This window comes from Pseudomonas sp. TH08, from assembly GCF_016651275.1.
GTDB lineage: Bacteria > Pseudomonadota > Gammaproteobacteria > Pseudomonadales > Pseudomonadaceae > Aquipseudomonas.
The window spans coordinates 24,007-49,021 of sequence record NZ_JAEKEE010000004.1; the positions used below are offsets into that span (position 1 = coordinate 24,007).

General features: G+C 58.9%; 22 protein-coding genes. 9 read left to right on the forward strand and 13 right to left on the reverse strand.

All coding sequences use genetic code 11. The features are described 5' to 3' along the window. The first annotated feature begins 74 nt into the window (after window positions 1–74). On the forward strand, window positions 75–1,637 hold the full coding sequence (gene ahpF, locus JFT91_RS17410; RefSeq protein WP_201233255.1) for an alkyl hydroperoxide reductase subunit F: 1,563 nt from the start codon (window positions 75–77) through the stop codon (window positions 1,635–1,637). A 176-nt stretch (window positions 1,638–1,813) separates the two neighbouring features. Here ahpF and gloA read toward each other — a convergent pair whose 3' ends face one another. Next, a complete protein-coding gene (gloA, locus tag JFT91_RS17415; protein ID WP_201225940.1) occupies window positions 1,814–2,335 on the reverse strand; it encodes a lactoylglutathione lyase in 522 nt (173 codons plus the stop codon). Window positions 2,336–2,476: 141 nt separating this feature from the next. On the opposite strand from gloA, the gene JFT91_RS17420 reads away from it, so the two are divergent. Then, on the forward strand, window positions 2,477–2,995 hold the full coding sequence (locus JFT91_RS17420; protein ID WP_207196962.1) for a DUF4946 domain-containing protein: 519 nt from the start codon (window positions 2,477–2,479) through the stop codon (window positions 2,993–2,995). 217 nt (window positions 2,996–3,212) lie between these two features. Here JFT91_RS17420 and JFT91_RS17425 read toward each other — a convergent pair whose 3' ends face one another. The 3 genes from JFT91_RS17425 to JFT91_RS17435 form a co-directional block, all read right to left on the reverse strand. Further along, entirely contained in the window at window positions 3,213–3,578 is a 366-nt protein-coding gene (locus JFT91_RS17425; protein ID WP_077573093.1) for a histone-like nucleoid-structuring protein, MvaT/MvaU family, read from the reverse strand. 234 nt (window positions 3,579–3,812) lie between these two features. Then, complete coding sequence (locus JFT91_RS17430; protein ID WP_201233256.1) at window positions 3,813–5,348, reverse strand: EAL domain-containing protein; 1,536 nt, start codon at window positions 5,346–5,348, stop codon at window positions 3,813–3,815. 115 nt (window positions 5,349–5,463) lie between these two features. Further along, window positions 5,464–6,336: a LysR family transcriptional regulator gene (locus JFT91_RS17435; RefSeq protein ID WP_201233258.1), complete on the reverse strand. Its 873-nt coding sequence runs from the start codon at window positions 6,334–6,336 to the stop codon at window positions 5,464–5,466. 78 nt (window positions 6,337–6,414) lie between these two features. Here JFT91_RS17435 and JFT91_RS17440 point away from each other — a divergent pair, with 78 nt between their 5' ends. Then, the gene (locus JFT91_RS17440) at window positions 6,415–7,362 is read left to right on the forward strand and encodes a DMT family transporter (RefSeq protein ID WP_201233260.1); all 948 of its coding nucleotides are present in this window, start codon (window positions 6,415–6,417) and stop codon (window positions 7,360–7,362) included. A gap of 245 nt (window positions 7,363–7,607) precedes the next feature. Beyond that, on the forward strand, window positions 7,608–8,684 hold the full coding sequence (gene hppD / locus JFT91_RS17445) for a 4-hydroxyphenylpyruvate dioxygenase (RefSeq protein ID WP_201225936.1): 1,077 nt from the start codon (window positions 7,608–7,610) through the stop codon (window positions 8,682–8,684). A gap of 60 nt (window positions 8,685–8,744) precedes the next feature. On the opposite strand, the gene rarD is transcribed toward hppD, so the two are convergent. From rarD to JFT91_RS17460, 3 genes are all read right to left on the reverse strand, one after another. After that, entirely contained in the window at window positions 8,745–9,626 is an 882-nt protein-coding gene (gene rarD, locus JFT91_RS17450; RefSeq protein ID WP_201225935.1) for an EamA family transporter RarD, read from the reverse strand. A gap of 192 nt (window positions 9,627–9,818) precedes the next feature. After that, entirely contained in the window at window positions 9,819–10,832 is a 1,014-nt protein-coding gene (locus tag JFT91_RS17455) for an aldo/keto reductase (RefSeq protein WP_201225934.1), read from the reverse strand. A gap of 68 nt (window positions 10,833–10,900) precedes the next feature. After that, window positions 10,901–11,800, reverse strand: coding sequence for a LysR family transcriptional regulator (locus tag JFT91_RS17460; RefSeq protein WP_201233262.1), 900 nt, complete (start codon window positions 11,798–11,800; stop codon window positions 10,901–10,903). A 98-nt stretch (window positions 11,801–11,898) separates the two neighbouring features. On the opposite strand from JFT91_RS17460, the gene JFT91_RS17465 reads away from it, so the two are divergent. Continuing rightward, a complete protein-coding gene (locus tag JFT91_RS17465) occupies window positions 11,899–12,255 on the forward strand; it encodes a VOC family protein (protein WP_201233264.1) in 357 nt (118 codons plus the stop codon). Window positions 12,256–12,350: 95 nt separating this feature from the next. Here JFT91_RS17465 and JFT91_RS17470 read toward each other — a convergent pair whose 3' ends face one another. After that, window positions 12,351–13,661, reverse strand: a complete 1,311-nt coding sequence (locus tag JFT91_RS17470) for an MFS transporter (protein WP_201233265.1) — start codon at window positions 13,659–13,661, stop codon at window positions 12,351–12,353. 170 nt (window positions 13,662–13,831) lie between these two features. Between JFT91_RS17470 and JFT91_RS17475 the strand changes: the two genes are divergently transcribed. From JFT91_RS17475 to JFT91_RS17490, 4 genes are all read left to right on the forward strand, one after another. Next, complete coding sequence (locus tag JFT91_RS17475) at window positions 13,832–14,950, forward strand: sugar diacid recognition domain-containing protein (RefSeq protein WP_201233267.1); 1,119 nt, start codon at window positions 13,832–13,834, stop codon at window positions 14,948–14,950. 263 nt (window positions 14,951–15,213) lie between these two features. Next, window positions 15,214–16,356 (forward strand): glycerate kinase, encoded by a 1,143-nt coding sequence (locus JFT91_RS17480; RefSeq protein WP_201233269.1) that lies wholly within the window; start codon window positions 15,214–15,216, stop codon window positions 16,354–16,356. 341 nt (window positions 16,357–16,697) lie between these two features. After that, window positions 16,698–18,323, forward strand: a complete 1,626-nt coding sequence (locus JFT91_RS17485) for a methyl-accepting chemotaxis protein (protein ID WP_201233270.1) — start codon at window positions 16,698–16,700, stop codon at window positions 18,321–18,323. Between the two features lie 41 nt (window positions 18,324–18,364). Next, entirely contained in the window at window positions 18,365–19,552 is a 1,188-nt protein-coding gene (locus JFT91_RS17490; protein WP_201233272.1) for a pyridoxal phosphate-dependent aminotransferase, read from the forward strand. 118 nt (window positions 19,553–19,670) lie between these two features. Here the strand turns inward: JFT91_RS17490 and JFT91_RS17495 are convergent, their stop codons facing one another. The 5 genes from JFT91_RS17495 to JFT91_RS17515 all read right to left on the reverse strand — a co-directional run bounded on the left by JFT91_RS17495 (window position 19,671) and on the right by JFT91_RS17515 (window position 24,971). Further along, on the reverse strand, window positions 19,671–20,648 hold the full coding sequence (locus JFT91_RS17495) for a 2-hydroxyacid dehydrogenase (protein WP_201233274.1): 978 nt from the start codon (window positions 20,646–20,648) through the stop codon (window positions 19,671–19,673). 13 nt (window positions 20,649–20,661) lie between these two features. Further along, complete coding sequence (locus tag JFT91_RS17500) at window positions 20,662–21,960, reverse strand: MFS transporter (protein ID WP_201233276.1); 1,299 nt, start codon at window positions 21,958–21,960, stop codon at window positions 20,662–20,664. Between the two features lie 103 nt (window positions 21,961–22,063). Then, window positions 22,064–23,035: a sugar kinase gene (locus JFT91_RS17505; RefSeq protein WP_201233278.1), complete on the reverse strand. Its 972-nt coding sequence runs from the start codon at window positions 23,033–23,035 to the stop codon at window positions 22,064–22,066. Further along, window positions 23,028–23,810 (reverse strand): sugar phosphate isomerase/epimerase family protein, encoded by a 783-nt coding sequence (locus JFT91_RS17510; RefSeq protein ID WP_201233280.1) that lies wholly within the window; start codon window positions 23,808–23,810, stop codon window positions 23,028–23,030. The genes JFT91_RS17505 and JFT91_RS17510 overlap by 8 nt, the downstream gene beginning before the upstream one ends. A gap of 135 nt (window positions 23,811–23,945) precedes the next feature. Beyond that, on the reverse strand, window positions 23,946–24,971 hold the full coding sequence (locus JFT91_RS17515; protein WP_347340640.1) for a LacI family DNA-binding transcriptional regulator: 1,026 nt from the start codon (window positions 24,969–24,971) through the stop codon (window positions 23,946–23,948). Window positions 24,972–25,015: the final 44 nt, after the last annotated feature.

Genomic DNA, 25,015 nt, shown 5'->3' on the forward strand with positions numbered 1-25,015 from the left:
GCACCGCCCAATAGAAAAGCCCGGGCGAGATTCGCTCGGGCTTTTTTTCGCCTCAAATAAAGGAAATCGCCCGTATGTTGGACGCCAATCTTAAAGCCCAGTTGAAATCGTACCTGGAACGGGTCACCCAGCCGATCGAGATCGTTGCATCCCTCGACGACGGTGCGAAATCCCGTGAAATGCTGGAACTGCTGAAAGACGTTGCCAGTCTTTCGAGCCAAATTACCCTGATCGACAGCGGTGACGATGCACGCAAGCCATCGTTTTCGATCAACCGTCCGGGCGCCGACATCAGTCTGCGTTTTGCCGGTATCCCGATGGGCCACGAATTCACCTCGCTGGTATTGGCCTTGTTGCAAGTCGGTGGCCATCCATCGAAAGCCAGCGTCGAGGTGATCGAGCAGATCCGTTCGCTCAAAGGCGAGTTCAGCTTCGAGACTTATTTCTCGCTGTCCTGCCAGAACTGCCCGGACGTCGTTCAAGCGCTGAACCTGATGGCTGTGCTCAATCCGAACATCCGCCACGTCGCCATCGACGGCGCGCTGTTCCAGGACGAAGTCAACGATCGCAAGATCATGGCCGTGCCGAGCATCTACCTCAACGGCGAGAACTTCGGTCAAGGCCGCATGGGTCTGGAAGAGATCCTCGCCAAACTCGATACGGGTGCTGTCGAGCGCCAAGCCGAGAAAATCAGTGCCAAGCAAGCGTTTGATGTGTTGGTAGTCGGTGGTGGTCCAGCCGGTGCTTCGGCGGCTATCTATGCCGCTCGCAAAGGCATTCGTACCGGTGTTGCGGCTGAACGCTTCGGCGGCCAGGTACTCGACACCATGGCCATCGAGAACTTCATTTCCGTACAGGAAACCGAGGGCCCGAAACTGGCGACGGCGCTGGAAGAACACGTCAAGCAGTACGACGTCGATATCATGAACCTGCAACGTGCCGATAAGCTGATCCCTGGCAAAAACGGCGAGTTGCATGAAGTCCGCTTCGCCAGTGGCGCGAGCCTCAAAGCCAAGAGCGTGATTCTGGCGACCGGCGCGCGCTGGCGTGAAATGAACGTGCCTGGCGAACAGCAATATCGGAACAAAGGCGTGGCGTACTGCCCGCACTGCGACGGTCCATTGTTCAAAGGCAAGCGTGTTGCAGTAATCGGAGGCGGTAACTCTGGCGTTGAAGCGGCCATCGACCTGGCCGGTATCGTCGCTCACGTGACCTTGCTGGAATTTGACGTGCAACTGCGTGCTGACGCCGTGTTGCAACGCAAGCTGCACAGCCTGCCGAACGTCACCGTCATCACCAGTGCGCAAACCACTGAGGTGACCGGTAACGGTGAGAAGGTCAACGGTCTGCGCTACAAGGATCGCAACACTGACGAACTGCGCACGGTCGAACTGGAAGGGATCTTTGTCCAGATCGGACTGTTGCCGAACACTGATTGGCTCAAAGGCACCATCGAGCTATCGCCGCGTGGCGAGATCATCGTCGACAACCGTGGCGAGACGTCGATCCCCGGGATCTTCGCTGCCGGCGACGTGACCACTGTGCCGTACAAGCAGATCGTGATCGCGGTAGGTGAGGGCGCCAAGGCTTCGCTGAGCGCATTCGATCACTTGATCCGCACGTCGGCTCCGGCGTAAGCGCGAGGCCAGAAATGAAAAAACCCATGAGCGATCATGGGTTTTTTTATGCCTGAGACAAATCCAAATGTAGCAGCGAGCCTGCTCGCGATAGCGGTGTGTCATTCAACGATTATGTTGGCTGACCGGATGCCTTCGCGAGCAGGCTCGCTCCTACAGAGGGATTGTGCTGTCAGTTACAGCGGCGTTGGCTGGATGATTTCGACCCAGTAACCATCCGGATCCTTGATGAACGCCAGGCTTTTCATGCGGCCATCGCTCAGACGTTTCTGGAAGTCGCAGCCCAGCTCTTCAAAACGCGCGCAGGCAGCCACGATATCCGGCACCGAAATGCAGATGTGGCCAAAACCACGCGGATCAGTGTTGCCGTTGTGGTAGGCGAAGTCCGCGTCGTTTTCGGTGCCGTGGTTGTGAGTCAGCTCCAGAATGCCCGGGATCGACTTCATCCACTCGGTACGAGCAGCGGCATCGGCCGGAATCTGTGCCTTGTCGACCAGTGCGAGGAAATACAGGCTGAACTCGGCTTCAGCGAAGTCACGCTTCTCGACCAGCGAGAAACCCAGCACGCGGGTGTAGAAATCCAGCGATTTGGTGATGTCTTTTACACGCAACATGGTGTGGTTGAAGACGAAGTTGCGGGTTGCGCTGTCTGGTGCGGCGGTTACGCCGGGGAAAGTGTTCAATTCGTGCAGGCTCATGGGCCCTCCAATAACTATGGGCGAGTGAATGCCCGCAATGATACGCATGCCTGCCAGCATCGCCAAATGAAAGGGCGGGCCGGGCTTGCCCTGCGTGCGGGCGGGGCTCAGACTTTGCGTTCAATCTGCGAGTGTGTGGCAATGATCCGACTGTTCAAATCCCTGTTTGTTTTTTTTGCGTTGTCTGTCGCTGCCGTTTATGTGTCGGCGGACGAGCCAACCATCACTTGGCCGGCGGGCTGGGAAGTCGAGGTGCTGCCGGGCGCATCGCCGCAGGTATCTCGGCAACGGGCGGTGAAAAACGATGCAGATGGCAATCAGGTCATGGTGATGGAATTGACCATGACTCAGGTTGAGGCGGGCCATCAGGTCAATTTGCAGGGTGTGCTGCTGGAGATGCGCAAATCGATACAGAAAGACTTTTTCCAGGGCGGTTATCAGAGCGTCTGCAACAAAGTTCACCCTGCGACGCTAGGCTCTTTGTCTGGACTGGAAACCACTTGTACGATCACCGAGAACGGCCGGCATGTGTTGTCGCAAACGTTGGTGGCGGCGGTTGAAGCGGATAAGGCTTATGTTCTTTCGTACGCCGGACAGGCAGAGGTTTATAAGGCGAGCGCTGACGAAATAGTGGCGGTGAGAAACAGCCTGAAACTTTAACGGTCTGTTCTATTTTGGCTCGGTTAGATACCCGAATGGATTAAGCACAAAGTTAAATATTGGCTGCTTGCGAAACATCGCGCAGCAAAATGTTTAGGCCCGCGGTTCAGCAACGTTACAGGCAATGCGCAACTTGTTCGGTGAAAATCATTTCATTTGTTAGATATTGTCAATAAAAAAGCCCTGCATCAGGCAGGGCTTTGTTGACGGCGTGGGATTAACCGCGCAACCAGGAATCAACAGTGGCTGCACCGTATTGTTCCTTCCAGGCTTTCAGGCCACGGTGGTTGCCGCCCTTGGTTTCGATCAGTTCGCCGGTGTGCGGGTTGTGATAAACCTTGACCACGCGGGCGCGGCGGGTTTTAGGTGCTGCAGAAGTTTGCAGACCGGATTTGGCCGGATTCGGATCGAGAATGGCGATGATGTCTTTCAGGCCTTTGCCGTAGTGTTTCATCAGCCCCTGGAGCTTTTCTTCGAATTCGATTTCTTTCTTGAGCCCGGCATCGTTCTTCAGCGACTCCAGCTGCTTGAGCTGTTCCTGAAGGGCCTTTTCGGCTGCACGAAATTCAGCGAGTCTGGACAATATCTTTACTCCAATAGTGTGTTTGGCTGATACCAACCGCAAACAAAGCTATAAGCCAAGAGCCTTGAAGCGACTCGGTGATAAATGGCTCACCTGCCAATCTTGCTCAGGTTGAAAAAATTGTAGTAGTTAATGCGCCAAGAGTAAATCCTGATCTTGTCCTCATGTAACAACTGCGGTCTTTTGTATCAATTTGGTGCGCCGCCGCTGCGCACCCGGCTTAATCGCACTTAGTTAATGGTGACTTAATGCGCTGATGAAATCAGCGGCAGGCATGGGTTTGCCAAACAGATAGCCCTGCATGAAGTTAACGTGATGAGCGGTCAGGTATTCGGCTTGCGCCTGAGTTTCGACACCTTCGGCAACAATACCCAGATCAAGCTTGGCCGAGAGTTCGATAATCGTGTCGAGAATATGCCGCGACAAAGCGTCGATGCCGATCATGGCGACGAAGCTCTGATCGATCTTGAGGAAGTCGACATTGAATTGGCGCAAGTAACCGAGGCTCGAATGACCGGTGCCGAAGTCGTCGATCGCGATCTTCACCCCCAGACTGTGCAGCTGCTCGAACAGTTGATGGGTGATATCGGTGGGTTCGATCAGCTCACGCTCGGTCAGTTCGAGTACCAGGCTGACGCTGCCCGGGATGAACGTTGCGAGGAACTGTCGGCAGTCTTCAACCAGTTCCAGATCATGGCAATGGCTTGCGGTGATGTTGATGCCGATGTGGAACGGCGCGGCGAAACTCGAAGACTGTGGCCCGAGCAGCGCAGCGGTCTGCTGCATCAAGGCGCGGGTCATTGGCACAATCAGCCCGGAGTGTTCGGCGAAAGGGATGAACAGATCCGGTCGCACCAAGCCTTCTTTGGGGTGATTCCAGCGCATCAGCACCTCGGTGCCTGACCATTTTTTGCTGTCTCCGTGCACGACCGGCTGAAAGTAGGGAATGAACTCGCCGGCTTCCAGAGCACGGAGCATTTCATGGCTTGGCGACGTCGAGCGCTTCTGCACGATGTGGCCGATCGCGCCGGACACCACGCCAAAAAAGATCAACAGGCTGAACAGCGGCGGATATTGGTTTGCCATGTAGCGCCAGGTTTCGCCCTCGGGGAAACCTGCCGAAACACTGAAGGCGTAGCGCGGCGACACCAGCATGCTTTGTGCAACTGGCAAAGCGGGCGGGGTGCCTTGATGTACGGTACCGTCGGCGGACAGCCAGTTATCACCGACTTGCAGCAAAAGCAGCGTCTGTCGGCCGATCAAACGCAAAATGTTGCTCAGGTGATAGCCATCCAGCGTGGTCAGCGCACCGCCACGGCCGTCGCTGAGGCGATACACCAACAGCGCGGTATTGGGCGTTACCGGATTGCCGTTCATGAGCCACAGTTTGCCTTCGTGGTAATCGCCCGAGTTCACGGCTTCCTTGAAGTCACCGAACAGCGAACTGCAATAGAGGTTGTCGTCCCATACCAAATTGGTGGAGCGCACGAAGGGGCGCCGGGTGACTTGTTCGCGCAGGGCCAACTTCACGTCTTCGCAGGTTTTTCCTGCCAATGGCAGCAACTCGTGAGCAGCTTGCGCCGTGTTGTCGAGCATCAATTCGAATTGACGCAAGGCTTCTTCGGCGGTTTGCCGAGCACTCTGCTGCAGGGTGCGTTCGGCCTGCATATAGAGAATTACGCAACCCAGCACTACCGGGAGCAGGCCGCTGAGCAGTGTCACGATGATGCGAGTGCTGCGCTTGCGGCGGGATCTGACGGTTAACGGCATGGGCGCATCCTGTCGCGAAGGTATAGCGCTCTGAAATGCCGGACGGGCAACGGCGCGCGGCCAAAAAACAGTTGAGCCAGAAGGGAGGATAGATGGCCGATGAAACTTGTGCTGCTCATTGATGATTCATGTTTGTGGCCAATTCGATAAACGCCAGCGCGGCGGGTGAGGCCTGACGTTGGTCGAGGACGGCAAGGCCGATCTGACGTCTAACGCCTGGCGACAGCGGTATTGCTACGTAGCCGCGATGTGGCGAGTCCGGTAGCGAGCCTTCAGCGACGATCGTGATCGCGTCGCCGCGACTGACCGTGTCGAGGGTGCTGAGCAATTGCGAGCAGCGGTAGCGGACGTTGGGTTGCAGGCGCGCCGCCATGAACAGCCGCGACACCAGTTCCGCCGAGCCGGCTTCGGTGAGTACGAACGGGGTGTCACACAGGTCTTTCAGACTCACGGCTGAACGCATTGCCAATGGATGGTCAAGCGGGAGCAGGGCGACCATCTGGTCTTCGATCAAGGCAAAGGTGTCGAACCGCTCCTCGGGCAGCACCACAAAACCCACATCGATTCGCCGCTCTTCCAGCCACTGCGTGACCTGCCGATCCGGCCCTTCATCAATGTGTACCTCGATACCCGGATGTGCCTCGCGAAAGCGCTGGAGAATCTTCGGCAACAGTTTGATCGACGAAGTCGGGCCGAACGAGCCGATGCGCAAGGTGCCACTCTTCATGCCGCGAGCATCGGCCGCTTCCTGACGCAGCGTGTTGGCGAGCCCGAGCATTGCCCGGGCGCGTAGCAATAGTTGTTCACCAATGTCGCTGAGTTCGACTTGCGACTGATGCCGACGCAGCAATTCGACGCCCAATTCCTGCTCCAGTGACTTCATCGCGTGGGAGACCGCCGACTGGGAAATCCCCAAACGGTGGGCGGCGAGGGTAAAACCGCGCAGTTCGGCCACCCGCGAGAAGATTTCCAGTTGCGTGAGGGTCATGAGTAATTGCTCATTTTACGATGATGAAGAATGAGGTGAATGATACGCCATTCTTCTGTTATTACCGGCTGGAGCATCATGCGTAACGTTGAGCGAATCCCTGTAGCGTCTTCCGACATGCCGGTTTATGTGACCTTGGCGGCGGTCACCATGGTCTGGGGTGGGACGTTTGTTGCCGGGCGTTTTCTGGCCGGCAGTCTTAGCCCGATGTTCGCCGCCAGTTTGCGATTTTTGTTGGCCAGTGCCGCATTACTCGGCTTTTTGTGGCTGGCACGAATTCCATTGAAGCGACCAACGCCCAGGCAATGGCTGCAATTGATGCTTTTGGGGTTCTTCGGGATTTTCTTCTACAACTTGTGTTTCTTTTACGGTTTGCAGTACATCAACGCGTCGCGAGCGTCGTTGATTGTCGCGTTGAATCCGGCGGTGATCGGCCTCGCGTCGTGGCTACTGTTCAAGGAACGCCTGGGTCGACTGAAAGTGGCCGGCATCGCAATCTGTATTGGCGGCGCTTGCCTGGTGATCGTCAGTCGCAATCCGCAACTCTTGGCAGCGACCGCGCAGGCGTGGATCGGTGATCTGTTGATTCTTGGTTGCGTGCTGGGCTGGGGTGTTTACTCGCTATTTTCCCGCAATCTGAACCAGACGCTCGGCCCGGTGCAGACGGTGACGTATTCGATACTGATCGGCACGCTCCTGCTGTGGGCGCTGGCCGCCGTTCGCGGCGAGTTGCGCTGGACGGCGCTGAGCGCGCTCGGCACGGCACAGTGGCTGAGCCTGCTTTACCTCGGCGTGCTGGGTTCGGCGCTGGCCTACATCGGTTACTACGACGGCTTGCGCAAAATCGGCGCGACACGCTCTGGCGTGTTTATCGCCTTGAACCCGTTGATCGCAGTGATCTTCGGCGCACTGTTGCTCGGTGAGCAGTTGACGCCGGTGATGTGGCTCGGGGGGGCGCTGATCCTGAGCGGTATTTACCTGTGCAACAAACCCCTTGCACAGGGCGTAAAAAAGCGGATTTTATAGAGGGAGCAGACAAGCCTATTTACGCTGTGTAGAATCGGGTTACGCATACAATAATAAACGTCTTCTGGCAGCAGAAGCCTCGCCCGCAAAAGCCTTGGGTCGACAATGAAGATATTCGGGTTTCAACTGATCTACGGTGACTTCCTCGCCCGCAGTGTGCGTGGCATCTCCTGTGCGCCACCCAGCAACCTCGCATGACTGACAAATAACCCTGGTTAATTGATAAGAAATGATGAGGCGTCACCATGGCAGATTTATACGAAAACCCAATGGGCCTGATGGGCTTTGAGTTCATCGAGTTCGCATCGCCGACACCCGGCACTCTGGAGCCGATCTTCGAGATCATGGGCTTCACCAAAGTCGCGACCCACCGTTCCAAGAACGTGCACCTGTACCGTCAGGGCGCGATCAATCTGATCCTCAACAACGAACCCAACAGCGTCGCTTCGTACTTCGCGGCCGAGCACGGCCCGTCAGTGTGCGGCATGGCGTTTCGCGTCAAGGATTCGCAAAAAGCCTACACCCGCGCACTGGAACTCGGCGCGCAGCCGATCCACATCGAAACCGGCCCGATGGAGCTGAACCTGCCGGCGATCAAAGGCATTGGCGGCGCGCCGCTGTACCTGATCGACCGTTTCGGTGAAGGCAGTTCGATCTACGACATCGATTTCGTGTTCATCGAGGGTGTTGACCGCAATCCGGTCGGTGCCGGTCTGAAAATCATCGACCACCTGACCCACAACGTCTATCGCGGCCGCATGGCCTACTGGGCGAATTTCTACGAGAAGCTGTTCAACTTCCGTGAAATCCGCTACTTCGATATCAAGGGCGAATACACCGGCCTGACCTCGAAAGCGATGACCGCGCCAGACGGCATGATCCGCATCCCGCTCAACGAAGAGTCGTCGAAGGGTGCCGGGCAGATCGAAGAGTTCCTGATGCAGTTCAACGGCGAGGGCATTCAGCACGTTGCGTTCCTCACTGATGACCTGATCAAGACCTGGGATCAGTTGAAGAAGATCGGCATGCGCTTCATGACCGCGCCGCCAGACACCTACTACGAAATGCTCGAAGGTCGCCTGCCGAATCACGGCGAGCCGGTCGATCAACTGCAATCGCGCGGCATTCTGCTCGATGGCGCGTCGGAGCAGGGCGACAAGCGTCTGCTGCTGCAGATCTTCTCGGAAACCCTGATGGGCCCGGTGTTCTTCGAATTCATCCAGCGCAAGGGCGATGATGGTTTCGGTGAGGGTAACTTCAAGGCGTTGTTCGAATCGATCGAGCGTGATCAAGTCCGCCGTGGTGTGCTTGCTACCGAGTAAACAAAAAAGCCTGGCTTCGGCCAGGCTTTTCAAATCAAAAGATCGGACGATCTTTTGCCGTTAAGGCCGACGTTGGCGCATCAGATGTTTGAACCCTTCAAACACCAGCACAATCACCGCCAGCCAGATCGGAATGTACGTCAGCCACTCACCGGACTTGATGCTCTCACCGAGCAACAACGCCACGCCGAGCAACAGCACCGGTTCGACATAACTCAACAAACCGAACAGGCTGAACGGCAACAAACGGCTGGCAATGATGTACACCACCAACGCTGAAGCACTGATCAGGCCCAGTAGCGGAATCAGCCACATCAATCCCGGGTATTGATCGAACACGCCAAAACCTTGCTCGCCACCGCGCACAAACCAGTACGCCACCGGCAGCATCAGGGTCATGTCGACCCACAAGCCGCCGAGGTGGTCGGTTTTCAGGTATTTACGCAGCACGAAATACAGTGGATAGCCAATCACGACCACCAGAGTTGCCCAGGAAAACCCGCCGACCTGATACAACTCATTCAGCACGCCCAGACTCGCGAGGAACACCGCGACTTTCTGCAGATAAGACAAGCTTTCGCCGTAGGCAATTCGCCCGGTCAGCACCATCGCCAGCGGCAGCAGGAAGTAGCCCAGCGAGACATCAAGGCTGTAGCCGTTGAGCGGCGCCCACATGAACAGCCACAGTTGCACGCCGAGCAGGGCGGCCGAGACGATCAGCCCGGCAATCAGTTTCGGTTTCGCCGCCATCAGGCGAACCAACTCCAGAACTCGTCGCCATTCACCCGACACCAGCATGAACACGGTCATGCACGGTACGGTCAGCAACATCCGCCAGCCGAAAATTTCCACGCCGCTCAACGGAGTGAGCAACGAGGTGTAGTAATACATGACGGCAAACAGCACTGAGGCCGAAACCGATAAAGCGATACCTTTAGACAAACTGTCCTCGCGGGTGGGTGATCAAACGGGGCGCGAAGGATACGTGGTTTTTGTGCTGAATATTGGCCGGATGCTCATTATTTCCCACACTCCTTCCATCCTGTAGGAGCTGCCGAAGGCTGCGATCCTTTGATCTTAATCCGAAAAATAATCAAAAGATCGCAGCCTGCGGCAGCTCCTACAGGAATCGGGTCAGGCCTGATGCGGTTTGCGGCCCGACACAAAATGGCTCACATCGTTGAACCCTGGTGTCGACGCATGCCCCGGTGTCACCAGCGAGTCGATAAACGCCTCATCTTCCGCTGTGATCTTCACGGCTTGTGCCTTGGTGTAAGCATCCCACTGTTGCTCAGTGCGCGGCCCGACAATCGCCGAGGTTACCGCACTGTTGTTCAGCACCCAGGCAATCGCGAACTCGACCATGCCGACGCCGCGCCCCTCGGTGTATTGCTGAATCTGCTGGGCAATGCGCAGTGACTCTACCCGCCATTCGGTTTCAAGAATGCGTTTGTCCTGGCGCCCGGCGCGGCTATTGGCATCTGGTGTCACGTCCGGCGCGTACTTGCCGCTGAGCACGCCACGGGCCAGTGGACTGTAAGGCACCACACCCAGACCATACGTCTGCGCAGCAGTAATCTGCTCGGTTTCGGCCTGACGGTTGACGATGTTGTACAGCGGCTGGCTGATCACCGGCCGATCAACACCGAGTTGGTCGGCGATGCGAATCACCTCGGCAATCCGCCAGCCGCGGTAGTTCGACAGGCCCCAGTAACGAATCTTGCCTTGACGAATCAGGTCGCCAATCGCCGAGACGCTGACCTCCAACGGCGTGTTGTGGTCTTCGCGGTGCAGGTAATAGATGTCGAGGTAGTCGGTGCCCAGTCGCGTCAGGCTGGCGTCGAGGCCGTTGAAAATGTGTTTACGGCTTAAACCGCTGCGGTTCGGTACACCGTCCACCGGGCCGAAACCGACCTTGGTTGCCAGCACCCATTCATGGCGATTGCCGGCAATCGCTTCGCCAACGATTTCTTCTGACCGACCGTTGGTATAGACGTCGGCGGTGTCGATGAAATTGATGCCCTGGTCCCAGGCCTTGTCGATGATGCGCAGGGATTCTTCAGTGCTGGTCTGCTCGCCAAACATCATCGTGCCGAGGGTGAGGGTAGACACCTGCAACCCCGAATGCCCCAGTGTGCGATAGCTCATGCCGAAATCCTTTTGCCTGTGGGAAAACATTAATCAAATACCAGAAGCGTCCGACGCGGCAAAGTGAATTATCGGCTAAACACCCGGCAGCGCTCCTGCAAAAACGCCTGCAACACTTTGACCCGCTCCGACACTTGCACCCGATGCGGGCAAAACAGGTTGAACGGCGCGCTTTCACCTTGCCAATCATCAAACAGCGTCACCAGACGCCCGCTGCGGACATCTTCGACGACGTCGAGCCAGGCTTTGTAGGCGATGCCATGCCCGGCCAGCGCCCAGCGGCGGGCAACTTCGCCGTCGTCGCTGAGGTAGTCGCCGCGAACTTCGATCTCCAGCACCTCATCCGCGCGAGTGAACCGCCAGGTGTTGTAGGGCCGACCGTTGCGCAAATAGAGCAGGGCACTGTGTTCGCTCAATTCGGCGGGATGGAGTGGCGTGCCACGCCGTGCCAGATAGTCCGCACTGGCGCAGGCGACGCGGCGGTGTTGCGGCAGAATCGGCAATGCCACCAGCGTTGAATCGCTCGGCACACCGAAACGCAGTGCCACGTCCACGGTCTCGCGAAACAGATCCGAATGGCGGTCGTTGAGGAGCAATTGCAGCTGGATGTTCGGGTGTTCGCGCTTGAATTCGTCCAGCCACGGCAGCAACACATTGCGCCCGAAATCCGACGGCGCCGCCAGTTGCAGCACGCCGCTGAGGCCTTCGGTCTGCTGCTTGAGCGTTTGCTCACCTTCGGCCAGCGTTGCCAGGGCCAAACGCACGCTTTCCAGATAGCGCCGACCTTCTTCGGTCAAACGCATGCTGCGGGTGGAGCGGGCGAGCAGACGGATGCCGAGTCGGGTTTCCAGGCGCTTCAAGGCAATGCTGGCAGCGGCCGGCGTCAGTTCCAGAGTGCGGGCAGCGGCGGAAATGCTCCCGGAATCGGCCACGCGGACGAAGATCTCCAGATCGAGAATCGAGCTCATTGATAAAAATCCTTTAAAGATCTTTGCGTTTTAGCGGGATTTTTCCGTGATTGGCAAGTGTCGATACTGCAATCAATGAATAACCACGGGAGATACGCATGACCTGGACATTCGATCATCTGGCGTTTAACAGCGCTGACGGCGAGACGTTGCAGGAAACCTTCGCGGCGTTGCTCGGACTGACTCCGGGTCGCCGACCGCCGTTTCCGTTTCCCGGGCGCTGGCTGTATCAGGATGCGCACGCGCTGGTGCATGTGATCGAGCAGCCGACGTTCGAAGAGACCGCGCTGAGCCACATCGCGTTTCGCACCGATACGCCGGCAGAAACCGTGTTGCAGCGGGTGCGTGACAGTGGATTGCCTTACCAGTTGGCGCAGGTGCCGGGGGAGGGGATCTGGCAGATTTTCGTGCAGATGCCGGGTGGACTGGTGCTTGAACTGGATGCGTTGGCTTAAAAACAAAAGATCGCAGCCTCCGGCATCTCCTACGCAGAACGTATTCCACTGTAGGCGCTGCCGAAGGCTGCGATCTTTTGATCCTGCTCTTGCTATTAAGCCCGCAACGTCCGCGTCATCCGCAACGCCAACAGACTCCCGCCAACAATCACTCCCGCCAGCAGATACAGCGCCGCGTCCGTCGAGCCGGTGCTGTCCTTGACCCAGCCCACCAGGTACGGGCTCAGGAACCCGGCCATCTGCCCCATCGAGTTGATCAGCGCCAACCCACCAGCAGCAGCGCCCGCGCTCAGCATGGCTGTTGGCACCGGCCAGAACATCGGCAAACCGGTCAACGCGCCCATGGTCGCGATGGTCAGGCCGAGAATGGCAATCGCCGGATTAGCCGCGAAATTCACTGCAATCACCAGACCGATAGCGCCCATCAACATCGGCACCACCAAGTGCCAGCGACGCTCTTTACGCAAATCCGCCGAACGCCCGACCACCAGCATGAACACGGCCGCCAGCAGATACGGAATCGCACTCAGCCAGCCGATCACCAGGTTGTCGCTGAAGCCGAGGTTCTTGATGATCGACGGCAGCCAGAAGTTGATCGCGTAGACGCCGCTCTGAATGCAGAAGTAGATCAGGCCGAACGCCCAGATCGCCGGGTTTTTGAACACCGCCAGCAGAGAGTCTGTAGTGGTTTTCGGTTTGTTCGCGAGGTCTTCGGCCTGATCCGCTTCAAGCACTGCGCGTTCATGCGGGGTCAGCCATTTGGCGTTGGCGAAGCTGTCGCTGAGCAGGAAATAGGCGAGGGCGCCGAGGATCACCGTCGGGATACCTTGCAACAGGAACATCCACTGCCAACCGGCGAGTCCGCCCTGGCCCGCGGCGAAGTGATTCAGAATCCAGCCAGAGAACGGGCTGCCGAGCAGACCGGAGACCGGGATCGCCGACATGAACAGCGCCATGATCCGGCCACGGCGGAAGGTCGGGAACCACTGCGAGAGATACAGCACGACACCCGGGAAAAACCCGGCTTCGGCGGCACCGGTAAACAGGCGCAGAGTGTAGAACCCGGTGGGGGTTGTGACGAACAACAGGCAGGTCGACAGCGTTCCCCAGGTGATCATCATCACCGCAATCCAGCGCCGTGGACCGAACTTGGTCAACGCCAGGTTGCTCGGCACGCCGCACAGCACGTAGCCGATGAAGAAAATACCGGCACCAAGGCCGTATACGGTTTCGCTGAATTTCAGCGCGTCGAGCATCTGCAGTTTGGCAAATCCAACGTTGACCCGGTCAAGGTAGTTGAACAAGTAGCAGATGAAGATGAAGGGGATTAAACGCAGGGTAACGCGTTTATAAACGGCATTTTTATCGTCTTCGATGGTCTGGGTAGCTGCGGCGCTGTGCGACATAGCGGCTCTCTCTTTATTATGATTTTTTGCGATGCAAAGGGTAACGTTGATCGCCCTGAGAGTCTCGGCCACCTTTGGCAGGATTGTCTTTGTGCCTGAGCACAGGGTTTGCCGCCAGACCCTGTGCGGGTGAACAACCGTCCGCGCGTGTTTTCAAGGATTTACACACTATGTTCGAACTCGATCACGACCTCGCTCAGGACATCGTTGACCGGGCCATGGCCATTTTGCCTTACAACGTCAACGTCATGGACAGCCAGGGGCTGATCCTCGGCAGTGGCGAACCGGAGCGCATCAACACCCGCCATGAGGGCGCGCAACTGGTGCTGGCCAACAGTCGCGTGGTGGAGATCGACGCGCAGACGGCGGCGCACCTCAAGGGTGTGCAGCCGGGGATCAATCTGCCGCTGCTGCTCGATCAGCGCTTGATCGGCGTACTCGGGATCACCGGCGAGCCGGATCAGTTGCGCACCTACGCCGAGTTGGTGCGGATGACGGCCGAGATGCTCGTCGGCCAGCGCAACCAGCAAGCCGAACAGCAATGGCGACGTCAGCGTTGCGATGATTTGCTGGCGTTGCTGTTGAGTGAGGCGGGGGATTCGCCGCGTTTGGTGGATGAGGCACAGCAAATGGGCCTCAAGCCGCAATTGGCGCGGGTGCCTTATCTGTTCGAGTTGGGTCTTGAACATGGGCCGGGGCAAACCGTCGATGCGCTGAGTGCCTGGCTGACGTCGCGTTACCCCGACAGTTGGTGCGTGAGCTCGGCGAAATCATCACTGCTCTGGTGTCGGCCGGCCAGTCACAACGTCGAACATGATCGTTTGCTGGAGAAACTCGACGGCTTGGGCTGGAATATTTTGCGCATTGCCGTGGGCGGGCAAGCCGAAGGGCTGCTCGGGCTGCGTCGCTGTTATCGCCGGGTCGGGGACTTGCTCGCTTATGGTCGCGACGTGCTGCCGCACTCACGGCTGCTGACCCTCAATCGCTATCGGTTGCCAGTAATGCTGTGGCGCCATCGCAACGATGATGCGCTCGATGAGTTGCTCAAACCGTTGCGCAAGGTGATCGCCAAAGACAACAACGGTCAATTGCTGGCGACGTTGCGCAGTTGGTGTGAGCACGACGGGCAAAGTCAGGCCTGCGCCGATGCATTGGGTATTCACCGCAACAGCCTGCGTTATCGGATGGAGCGGATTGCCGAGCTCAGTGGCGTTGACCCGCTGCGGCTGGACGGCATGCTGGCGCTGTATCTGGGCGTGCAGCTTTTGCCACAGACTGATCCGAATTAATCGCCATATTTCAAGGACGCAGCTCTCAATGGTGGAACGCATTCCCATGTAGGAGCTGCCGCAGGCTGCGATCTTTTGATCCTGTTTTTAAACATCACATCAAAAGATCGCAGCCTGCGGCAGCTCCTACAGAGTTCTCCAGAGTTCATTAATTGGGGTTTTGTTGAAATGAACAATAAACGTCTGTGCAAATTGTGCAGCGGACAGGCGTCAATGCGCATGCCGACTGGCAGCATGAGGGGCATTGGAACTGGAGAATCATCATGAAGATTGTCATCGCCCCCGATTCGTTCAAGGACAGCCTGAGTGCCCAAGGCGTCGCCGAGGCTATTGCCCAAGGCCTGACGCAGGTCTGGCCGCAGGCAACGCTGGTCAAATGCCCGATGGCCGATGGTGGCGAAGGCACGGTCGAGTCGATTCTCGCTGCCTGTGAAGGCGAACTGCGCCGTACCCGCGTGCGCGGCCCGTTGGGCGCGTCGGTTGAGGCCGCGTGGGGCTGGTTGCCACACAACCACACCGCAATCATCGAAATGGCCGAAGCCAGTGGCTTGCAACTGGTACCGCCGGGGCAGCGCGACGCCTGCATCAGCAGCACGTTTGGCACCGGCGAATTGATTCGTGCAGCGTTGGATGCTGGCGCGCATCGGGTGATTCTGGCGATTGGTGGCAGTGCGACCAATGACGGTGGCGCCGGCGCGATGCAGGCGCTTGGCGTTCAATTGCTCGATGCGCAAGGGCAGTCGCTGGCGCCGGGTGGTTTGGCGCTGGCGCAATTGGCACGACTGGACCTGAGTGAACTCGACCCGCGGCTGGCGCAAGTGCGCTTCGACATTGCCGCCGACGTCAACAATCCGCTGTGTGGCCCGCACGGTGCTTCGGCGATTTTCGGCCCGCAGAAAGGCGCGTCACCGGCGCAGGTCGAGCAGTTGGATCAGGCGCTGGGGCATTTTGCCGAGCTATGCGCGCAGGCGCTGGACAAAGACGTTCGTGATGAACCGGGTAGCGGGGCGGCGGGCGGTCTGGGTTTCGCGGCGAAAGCGTTTCTGGGCGCGCAATTCCAGGCCGGTGTCGAAGTGGTTGCCGAGCTGGTCGGCCTGGCCGAGGCGGTCAATGGCGCAGATCTGGTGATCACTGGCGAAGGGCGCTTCGATGCCCAGACACTGCGCGGCAAAACCCCGTTCGGCGTCGCGCGGATTGCCAAGCAGGCGCAGGTGCCAGTGATCGTGATTGCCGGCACTTTAGGTGATGGATACCAGGAACTTTATGGTCACGGTATCGATGCCGCATTCGCCGTGACCAGCGGCCCGATGACACTGGAGCAGGCCTGCGCCGAAGCGCCACGGTTACTGCGCGAACGCGCCACCGACATCGCCCGCGTCTGGAAACTGGCCAGACACCAGTCCTGAACAGCACTGAGAATCCTGTGGTGAGGGGATTTATCCCCGTTGGGCTGCGAAGCGGCCCCTTACAATCCTCCAAGCACTTCGCATACACAGGATTGGCGACTGCTGCGCAGCCGATCGGGGATAAATCCCCTCGCCACAGGAGCGGGAGAAGCTTCAAAGTGTTTCATTTTTGTAACACATTGAAAAATATTTTCGCTTGACCCCAAACCTTCCTAAAGCCTGGCCGATATAGCTAACAGGCGCACAAAGACTCCTTCGAACAGTGACGCCGGGCTGAACCCGTTTACGGGCCAGTGATTACGGCAAGGACGCTCGCAGTTACCTCATTCGAGAGTCCTCCTATGTCTTTGCGTAACCTGAATATCGCCCCGCGTGCCTTTCTCAGTTTTGCTTTTATCGCCTTGTTGGTGATTTTGCTCGGCGTATTTGCCGCCAACCGCATGACGACCATTCGCCAGGCGTCTGTCGACATGCAGACCAACCAACTGCCTAGCGTCGGTTACCTGGGCGTCGTTACGGAAAACGTCCTGCGCTTGCGCATCCTCTCGTTCCGGATTCTGGTCAACCGCGATCCGGCGGGTTTGCAGGAAGCGCAGACCCGCATCGGTGTGTTGGTCGACAAGGTGCGCAGCGCGCAAGCCAGCTACGCCGCACTGCCTGCTGGCGGCGAAGAACTTGCGCAATACCGGGCGTTTGCCGCGACGCTCGACAGTTATCTGCAAGCGCAAAACCAGATGATGGAGTTGTCGCGACAGGACAAGGTCGATGAGATGCGTACGCTGATCAATACGCGGATCAAGGACGGCACTGACCAGATGGGCGAGCAGCTCAACAAACTGATCGCAATCAATGCTGCCGATGCGAAGAGCGCCTCCCAGGAAGCGGGTGAACATTACGACAGCGCCATCACCGGGATCATCATCGTTTCGGTGGTGGCTGCGCTGGCCACGGTTTTGCTGGCCCTGCTGCTGACGCGCAGCATTGTCACCCCGCTGAACCGCGCAGTCGCCGCCGCGCAAACCATTGCTGGCGGCAACCTGAGCAAAACCATCGAGGTCGACGGCAAGGATGAACCGGCGCGCCTGCTCGAAGCCCTGGCGAGCATGCAAGTAAACCTGCGCAAGACCATCGAACAGATTGCCGGCTCCGCCACGCAACTGGGCGCCGCGGCCGAAGAACTCAGCGCCGTCACCGAAGAAGCGTCGCGTGGCCTGCAACAACAAAACAATGAAATCGAGCAAGCCGCCACTGCCGTCAATGAGATGACCGCGGCAGTGGAAGAAGTCGCGCGCAATGCGGTGTCGACGTCTGAAGCCTCGAACCAGTCGACCCACGCCGCCCGTGAAGGTCGCGATCAAGTGGTGAAAACCGTCGACGCGATTCAGACCATGACCCACGACGTGCAGAACACCGCGCAGATGATCGAGGGCCTGGCCGCACAAGGTCGCGACATCGGCAAGGTGCTCGACGTGATCCGCGCCATCGCCGAACAGACCAACCTGCTGGCGCTCAACGCGGCCATCGAGGCGGCGCGAGCCGGTGAGGCCGGACGTGGTTTTGCCGTGGTGGCGGACGAAGTGCGGGCACTGGCCCATCGCACCGCGCAGTCGACTCAGGAAATCGAAAAAATGGTCGCCGGCATTCAGAATGGCACCGGCGAAGCGGTTTCGTCGATGCAGCAGAGCAACCAGCGCACTCAGTCGACCCTGGAAATGGCCCGCGCGGCCGGCGTCGCGCTGGAGCAGATTACCCAGTCGATCCATCAGATCAACGAGCGCAATCTGGTCATCGCCAGCGCCTCGGAAGAGCAGGCGCAAGTTTCGCGCGAGGTCGACCGCAACCTGGTCAACATCCGTGATCTGGCCACGCAATCGGCCGCCGGGGCCAACCAGACCAGCGCTGCGACGCATGAACTGTCGCGCCTTGCGGTGGATTTGAACGCCATGGTGGCGCGTTTTGTGATTTGAGATAGGGTGAAGGCTGGAGACCGCGCAATCAGGAGACGTACATGCGCTATTCAGCCTTGACCCAACGAATCGCCGGGGAAGGAGCAGCGGCCTGGCAGATTCACGACCGAGCGCTGGAGTTGCGCGCCGAGGGTGTCGATATCCTGCTGCTGAGCGTGGGCGACCCGGATTTTGATACGCCACTGCCGATCGTTCATGGCGCCATCGACAGCCTGTTGGCGGGCGATACCCATTACTCCGAAGTCCGTGGCCGAGTGGCGCTGCGCAAGTTGATTGCCGAACGGCATCGGCGACGCAGTGGTCAGGCGGTCGAGGCCGACCATGTGATTGTCATGCCCGGCGCGCAGTGCGCGGTGTATTCGGTGGCGCAATGCCTGCTGGATCCGGGCGATGAAGTGATTGTCGCCGAACCGATGTATGTCACCTATGAAGGTGTGTTTGGCGCTTGCGGGGCCACGGTGGTGCCGGTGCCGGTAAAACCGGAAAACGGCTTTCGGGTCGACCCTGCCGATGTTGCCGCGCGCATCACGCCGAAGACCCGCGCCATGCTGCTCAACAGCCCCAACAATCCCTCCGGCGCGAGCCTGTCACTGCTGATCTGGCAGGAACTGGCGGCGCTGTGCATTCGGCATGACCTGTGGCTGATCAGCGATGAGGTCTACAGCGACCTGCTCTACGAAGGCGAACATATCAGCCCGGCGAGTTTGCCGGGCATGGCCGAGCGTACGGCGACGATTAACAGCCTGTCGAAATCCCACGCCATGACCGGCTGGCGTATCGGCTGGATGATTGGGCCGAAGCCGTTGGCCGAGCACTTGGTGAATCTGTCATTGAGCATGCTGTTTGGCCTGCCGGACTTTGTCCAGAAAGCTGCGGAGACTGCGCTGAAGTCTGACCTGCCGGAGGTGACGCAGATGCGCGAAGAGTATCGCTTGCGTCGGGATCTGGTGTGCGAGCGTTTGCAGGGTTGTCCGGGGTTGTATCCGATTCGTCCCGATGGCGGCATGTTTGTCATGGTCGATGTGCGCCAGACCGGGCTAGGCGCTCAGGCATTCGCCGAGCGCTTGCTGGAGGGTTACGGCGTGTCGGTGCTGGCCGGTGAAGCGTTCGGGCCGAGCGCGGCGGGGCATATTCGTCTTGGGCTGGTGGTCGACCGGGTGAAACTGGCCGATGCCTGTGCGCGGATTGCCTTGTGCGCGGCGCAGCTTTTACAAGCGCGCAGTGCCTGATGGATCTGCATTGTCTGTTCCGGCCCAATCGCGAGCAAGCTTTGCTCCTACATTTGAAATGCGCTCCCCTGTAGGAGTGAGCCTGCTCGCGATAGCGATGTAACAGGCACTGAAGATCTCAGCCCCGCCAGACAGATGGATTCACCAGATTCGCCGGTTTCTCTCCCTTCAGCGCGGCCATCAGATTCTCCACTGCACAGCGCGCCATCGCCTCACGCGTTTCATGCGTCGCCGAGCCCATGTGCGGCGTCGCCACCACATTGTCGAGCTGCAACAACGGCGAGTCATGACTCAACGGTTCACGCTCGAACACATCCAGCCCCGCCGCGCGAATTTGCTTATTGCGCAAGGCATCGATCAGCGCCGCCTCATCTATTACCTTGCCCCGCGAGATATTGATGAAGATGCTTTCCGGGCGCATCAATGCAAACTGCTCGGCACCGATCAAACCTTCGGTCTGCGCCGTCAGCGGCAAGGTCAGGCAAATGAAATCGGCCTGTTTGAGCAAATCTTCGAGGCTGCGGTACTGCGCATCGAATCGCTCCTCGACTGCCGGTTTACGCGACTGGCTGTGATAGAGCACCGGCATGCCAAAGCCGAAATGACCACGCTGGGCCAACGCTTCGCCAATGCGGCCCATGCCGATGATCCCCAGCGTCTTGCCGTGTACATCGGTACCGAAATGCGCAGGCCCGATGTTGCGGCTCCATTGACCGTTGCGCACCATGTTGGCCAGTTCCACCACGCGCCGCGCGGCTGCGAGGATCAGGGCGAAACCGGTGTCGGCGGTGGTTTCGGTGAGCACGTCCGGGGTATTGGTCAGGACGACTTTGCGTCGAGTCAGGTAGTCGATGTCGTAGTTGTCGACGCCCACCGAAACGCTGGCAATCGCCTGCAGTTGCGGCGCGAGATCCAGCAACGCAGCATCGAGTTTCAGACTGGCACCGAGCAGACCGTGGGCGCGGGGCAGGGCGTCGCGCAGTTGCATGAGGCCGTCAGCGTCGAGGCTTTCGATCAGTGTTACCTCGCACTGTTCTTGCAGGCGCGCCATCAGCGCTGGCGAGAGTTTCTTGTACAACACGACGTGTTTTTTCATGGCAAAAGTCTCTTCAGGAATGGGCCGGTACGCGGCGCGCAGTCACGGCTTTGGCCACCACGCGATCACTCGCGCCGGGCTTGAGGAAAATCGTCAGCACCACCGACAGCAACAACGCGCCGCTCATCAGCAGATACGAAGCGCCGGGCGAACCGGTGGAGCTGTTCAGATAACCGACCAGATACGAGCCGCCGAACGAACCGAGCGCGCCCATGCTGTTGATCAGCGCCATCGCGCCACCGGCGACGTTGGCCGGGAGAATCTCCGGGACGATCGCAAAGAACGGCCCGTACGGCGCGTACATGCAGGCGCCGGCAATCACCAGCAGCGTGTATGACCACCAGAAATGTTCAGCGCCCAGCGCGTACGAACCGTAGAAAGCGATCGAAGCGATCAACAGCGGCGGCCAGACGAAGCGTTTGCGTTTTTGCAGTTTGTCCGAGCCCCACGACACGGCGAGCATGCCGATCACCGCCGCCAGATACGGCAGCGCCGACAGCCAGCCGGCCTCGATCATGTCCATTTGTGCGCCGGCCTTGAGAATCGACGGCAGCCACAACACAAAGCCATAGACGCCAATGCTCCAGCAGAAAAACTGCAACGCCAGAATGATCACCTTCGGCGAACGGAACGCTTCGGCGTAGTTTTTCACGGCTTTGATACCGACCTGCTCGGCCGCCAGGGCACTTTCGAGATCGTGCTTTTCCTGTTGGCTGAGCCACTTGGCCTCGGACGGACGATCATCGGCCAGTTTCCACCAGATAAACGCCCAGAGCACCGCCGGCAAGCCTTCGATGATGAACATCCAGCGCCAGCTGAAATGCTGGACCAGATAACCCGAGACCACCGACATCCACAGCATCGTTACCGGGTTGCCGAGGATCAGAAAGGTGTTCGCGCGTGAGCGTTCGGCACGGGTGAACCAGTGGCACAGGTACACCAGCATCGCCGGCATCACCGCCGCTTCGACCACGCCGAGCATGAATCGGATGACGATCAGCCAGTAGGCGTTAGAAACCACACCGGTCAACGTGGCGAGCGCGCCCCAGAGGATCAGGCTGACGAAAATCAGCTTTTTCACGCTGTGTTTTTGCGCGTAGATCGCGCCCGGCACCTGAAAGAAGAAGTAGCCGAGGAAGAACAGCGCACCGAGTAATGAGGACAGCCCCGGCGTGATCATCAGGTCGGCGGCCATGCCCGATGCAGCGGCGAAGCCGTAGTTGGCGCGATCGAGATACGCCAGGCTGTAAGTGATGAACACGATCGGCATGATGTACCACCAGCGACGGCTGGCCAGGTTTGCGGTTGTCATGGTCTTGCTCCTGAGCTTGTTGTTTTTGTCGCAGCAGGTTCGATAAATCGCTTGTCGCTTAGGGCCCATCGCGAGCAGGCTCACTCCTACAGGGGAGCGCATTTCAAATGTAGGAGTGAGCCTGCTCGCGATTGGTCTCTTCGAATTCGCCAAATAGGTCGGCCCGGGTCGGCAGGCCTTCCATATCCCCGCGACTCTGCACCGCGCGACTGCCAATCCAGTTCGCTCGCTGCACCGCCTCGGCAAAACTCTGTTGTTCCAGCAGGGCACTGATCATCCCAACGGCAAAGCCATCACCGGCACCGACCGTATCGACGACGTGGGCCACCGGCACGCCGGCAACAAAACCCTGCGCCAGCTGCGTGCGGTAATAGGCGCCTTGCGGGCCTAGCTTGATCGCCACGGCTTCCGCGCCTTGATCGAGATAAAACGCCGCAATGTCGGCCGGGTCGTCGAAGCCGGTGAGCAAGCGACCTTCGCTCAGCCCCGGCAGCACCCAGTGGGCGAGGGCGGCGAGCCGGTTGATCTCGGTGATCATCTCGCGCTCGCTGGCCCACAGGCTCGGGCGCAGATTGGGGTCGAACGAGACGCTGCGTCCGGCGTTGCGCATGCGGCTCATCAATTCAAAGGACATCTCCCGCGCCGAGGCTGACAGTGCCGGAGGAATACCGGTGGCGTGCAGGTGCCGGGCGCTGAGTAATTGTGCGGTGATCGACTGCGGCGAAAGATGGCTGGCCGCCGAGCCGCGACGGAAATACTCGACCTGCGGGTCGCTGCCATCGTCACTGCGAGACTTGAACTGGAAACCGGTCGGGTGGGCGCTGTCGAACTCGACATGAGCGCAATCCAGACCTTCTTTTGTCAGCGTTTCGACAACGAAACGCCCGAGCGAGTCTTGACCGACCCGGCTCAGCCAGGTGACGTTGAAGCCCAGGCGTGACAGGCCAATGGCAACGTTGCTGTCGGCGCCGGCGATGCGCTTGTGAAATTGCTCGACTGCCGCAAGGTCACCCGTTTGCTCGGCGACGAACATCGCCATGGTTTCGCCGAACGAGAGAATATCGATCTCAGACATGAGCAGGCTCCAGACGCGATTGGCCGAGATGGGCGAGGGCGGCGACGTGTTTGCGGGTCAACTCGACCAGATCATCGCCCTGCAACGGATATTCCGCCGCGCGCATAACGCCTTGGGCCATGTGCCGCAGCAGTTGTTCCCACAGATGCAGATCGCTGACGGCGGGCGGCACGGCGACCAGCTTGCCGTCAGCGCGCCGCGCCACGGCTTTGCAATGCACGTAGCCGACATATCGGCCGAGCAGGCGTGCGGCGCTGGCGGCGGACTGGTCCTGCCACTGCCAGTTGCCAATGTCGAAGGTCATTTTGATCGGCAGGTTGTGCTGCTCGACGGCAGCGAAAAAACGCTGGAACGGTTCGATGCGTCCGCCGTGCAAGGTCTGATCGTTTTCCACCAGCAATTGCACTGGGCTGTGTTGCAGGCGCTCAGCCAAGGCCTGCAGATCATTGTTGTCGGTGAAATAACCGAGCGACACCTTCAGCCATTTCGAGCCGAATGCTTCGGCTTGTTGCAGGGCAGTGATCAACTCGGGATTGGGTCGCGCCTGACCTGCGAGCCACAGTTCGGTCGGTGACGAATAGATGCTTTGCAGGCCATGGAATTGGCTGGCCTCAGCCAGTTGCGCAGGCTCTTCGCGCGTCAGCAGTTCCTCGCGCCATTCGATGCGATTCGCCCCGGCGCTCGCCAGCACTTCGATGAAAGAGCCTTGACCGCGCTGGCGAACCAGGTCGGCGCCGTAGCTGGACAGGCTGATGGAAACGTCGGGTTTATTCATTGTTATTGACCTCTGAAACCGGTTTCATTTTTGTTCAAATTTTTTCTTCAGGGCCTCATCGCGAGCAGGCTCGCTCCTACAGGGGAACGTATTCCAATTGTAGGAGTGAGCCTGCTCGCGATAGGGCCCTTACAGTCACCGCAAATTCCCGAGCGTCGACCCACGCTCAACCAACAGCGGCGCAAAATCCAGCACCCGCGTCGCGTCGACATCCCCACGCAAACGCCTGAGCAAACAGTCAAACGCGCGTGCACCAATCTCTTGCGTCGGCTGCGCCAGCGCGGTAATCCCGCTGCCCACCAACGGATACCAATCGAGATCATCCAGGGCAATCAGCCCGACATCCTCGAACAACCGGCAACCAATCTCGCGCAACGCCTGGGTCGCGGCCAACGCCGCCACGCCGTTGGTGCAGAACAACGCTTTTGGTCCGGCTGCCGGCGCGTTGAGGAAGTTTTGCAGATGCGCGCCCAGATCATCACTGGTTTCCAGCACGGTCCCGGTCAATCGTGAACGTTGGGCTGTCTGCGCCTGAAAACTGCTAACCCGCTCGATCCGCGAACTGGTGCCGTCATACGGCTCAGTCACCAACAACACGTGGCGATAGCCGCGTTGTTCAAGGTGCGTCAACGCCATCTCAACGGCTTGCGGGTTGTTCAGTCCGACCATATCGCTGTCGAGGCCATCGACCTTGCGATCGACCAGCACCAGCGGCATTTCGCGGTGCAATTCATGCAGTTCGTCACGGTGATGGCCGAGGGTGTTCACGATCAGCCCTTCGATGTTGTACGAGCGCAGCAGCGCCAGATGCTGACGTTCCTGCTCGTCATCGCGGTCGGTGTTGCACACCACCAGGCTATAGCCGTGCGCACGGCAAGCGGTTTCCACCCCGTGCATCACGGCAATTGAATAAGGATTACGGATATCGGCCACCAACATGCCGATCAGGCGCGTACGCCCGCGTTTCAAGCCGCGCGCCATTTGGTTGGGGCGATAGCCGAGTTCGGCAATTGCCTGCTCGATGCGCAGGGCGATGGCATCGGAGAGCAGGGCACGGTCGTCGCCGATAAAGCGCGACACGCTGGCCTTGGACACGCCGGCGCGTTCGGCGACGTCAAGCATGGTCACGCGGCTGCGTTGGGCGGCGGAGAAGTCGTTCACGGTTGAGTCTTCTTATTGTCTGAAACCGGTTTCAGGAAACAACA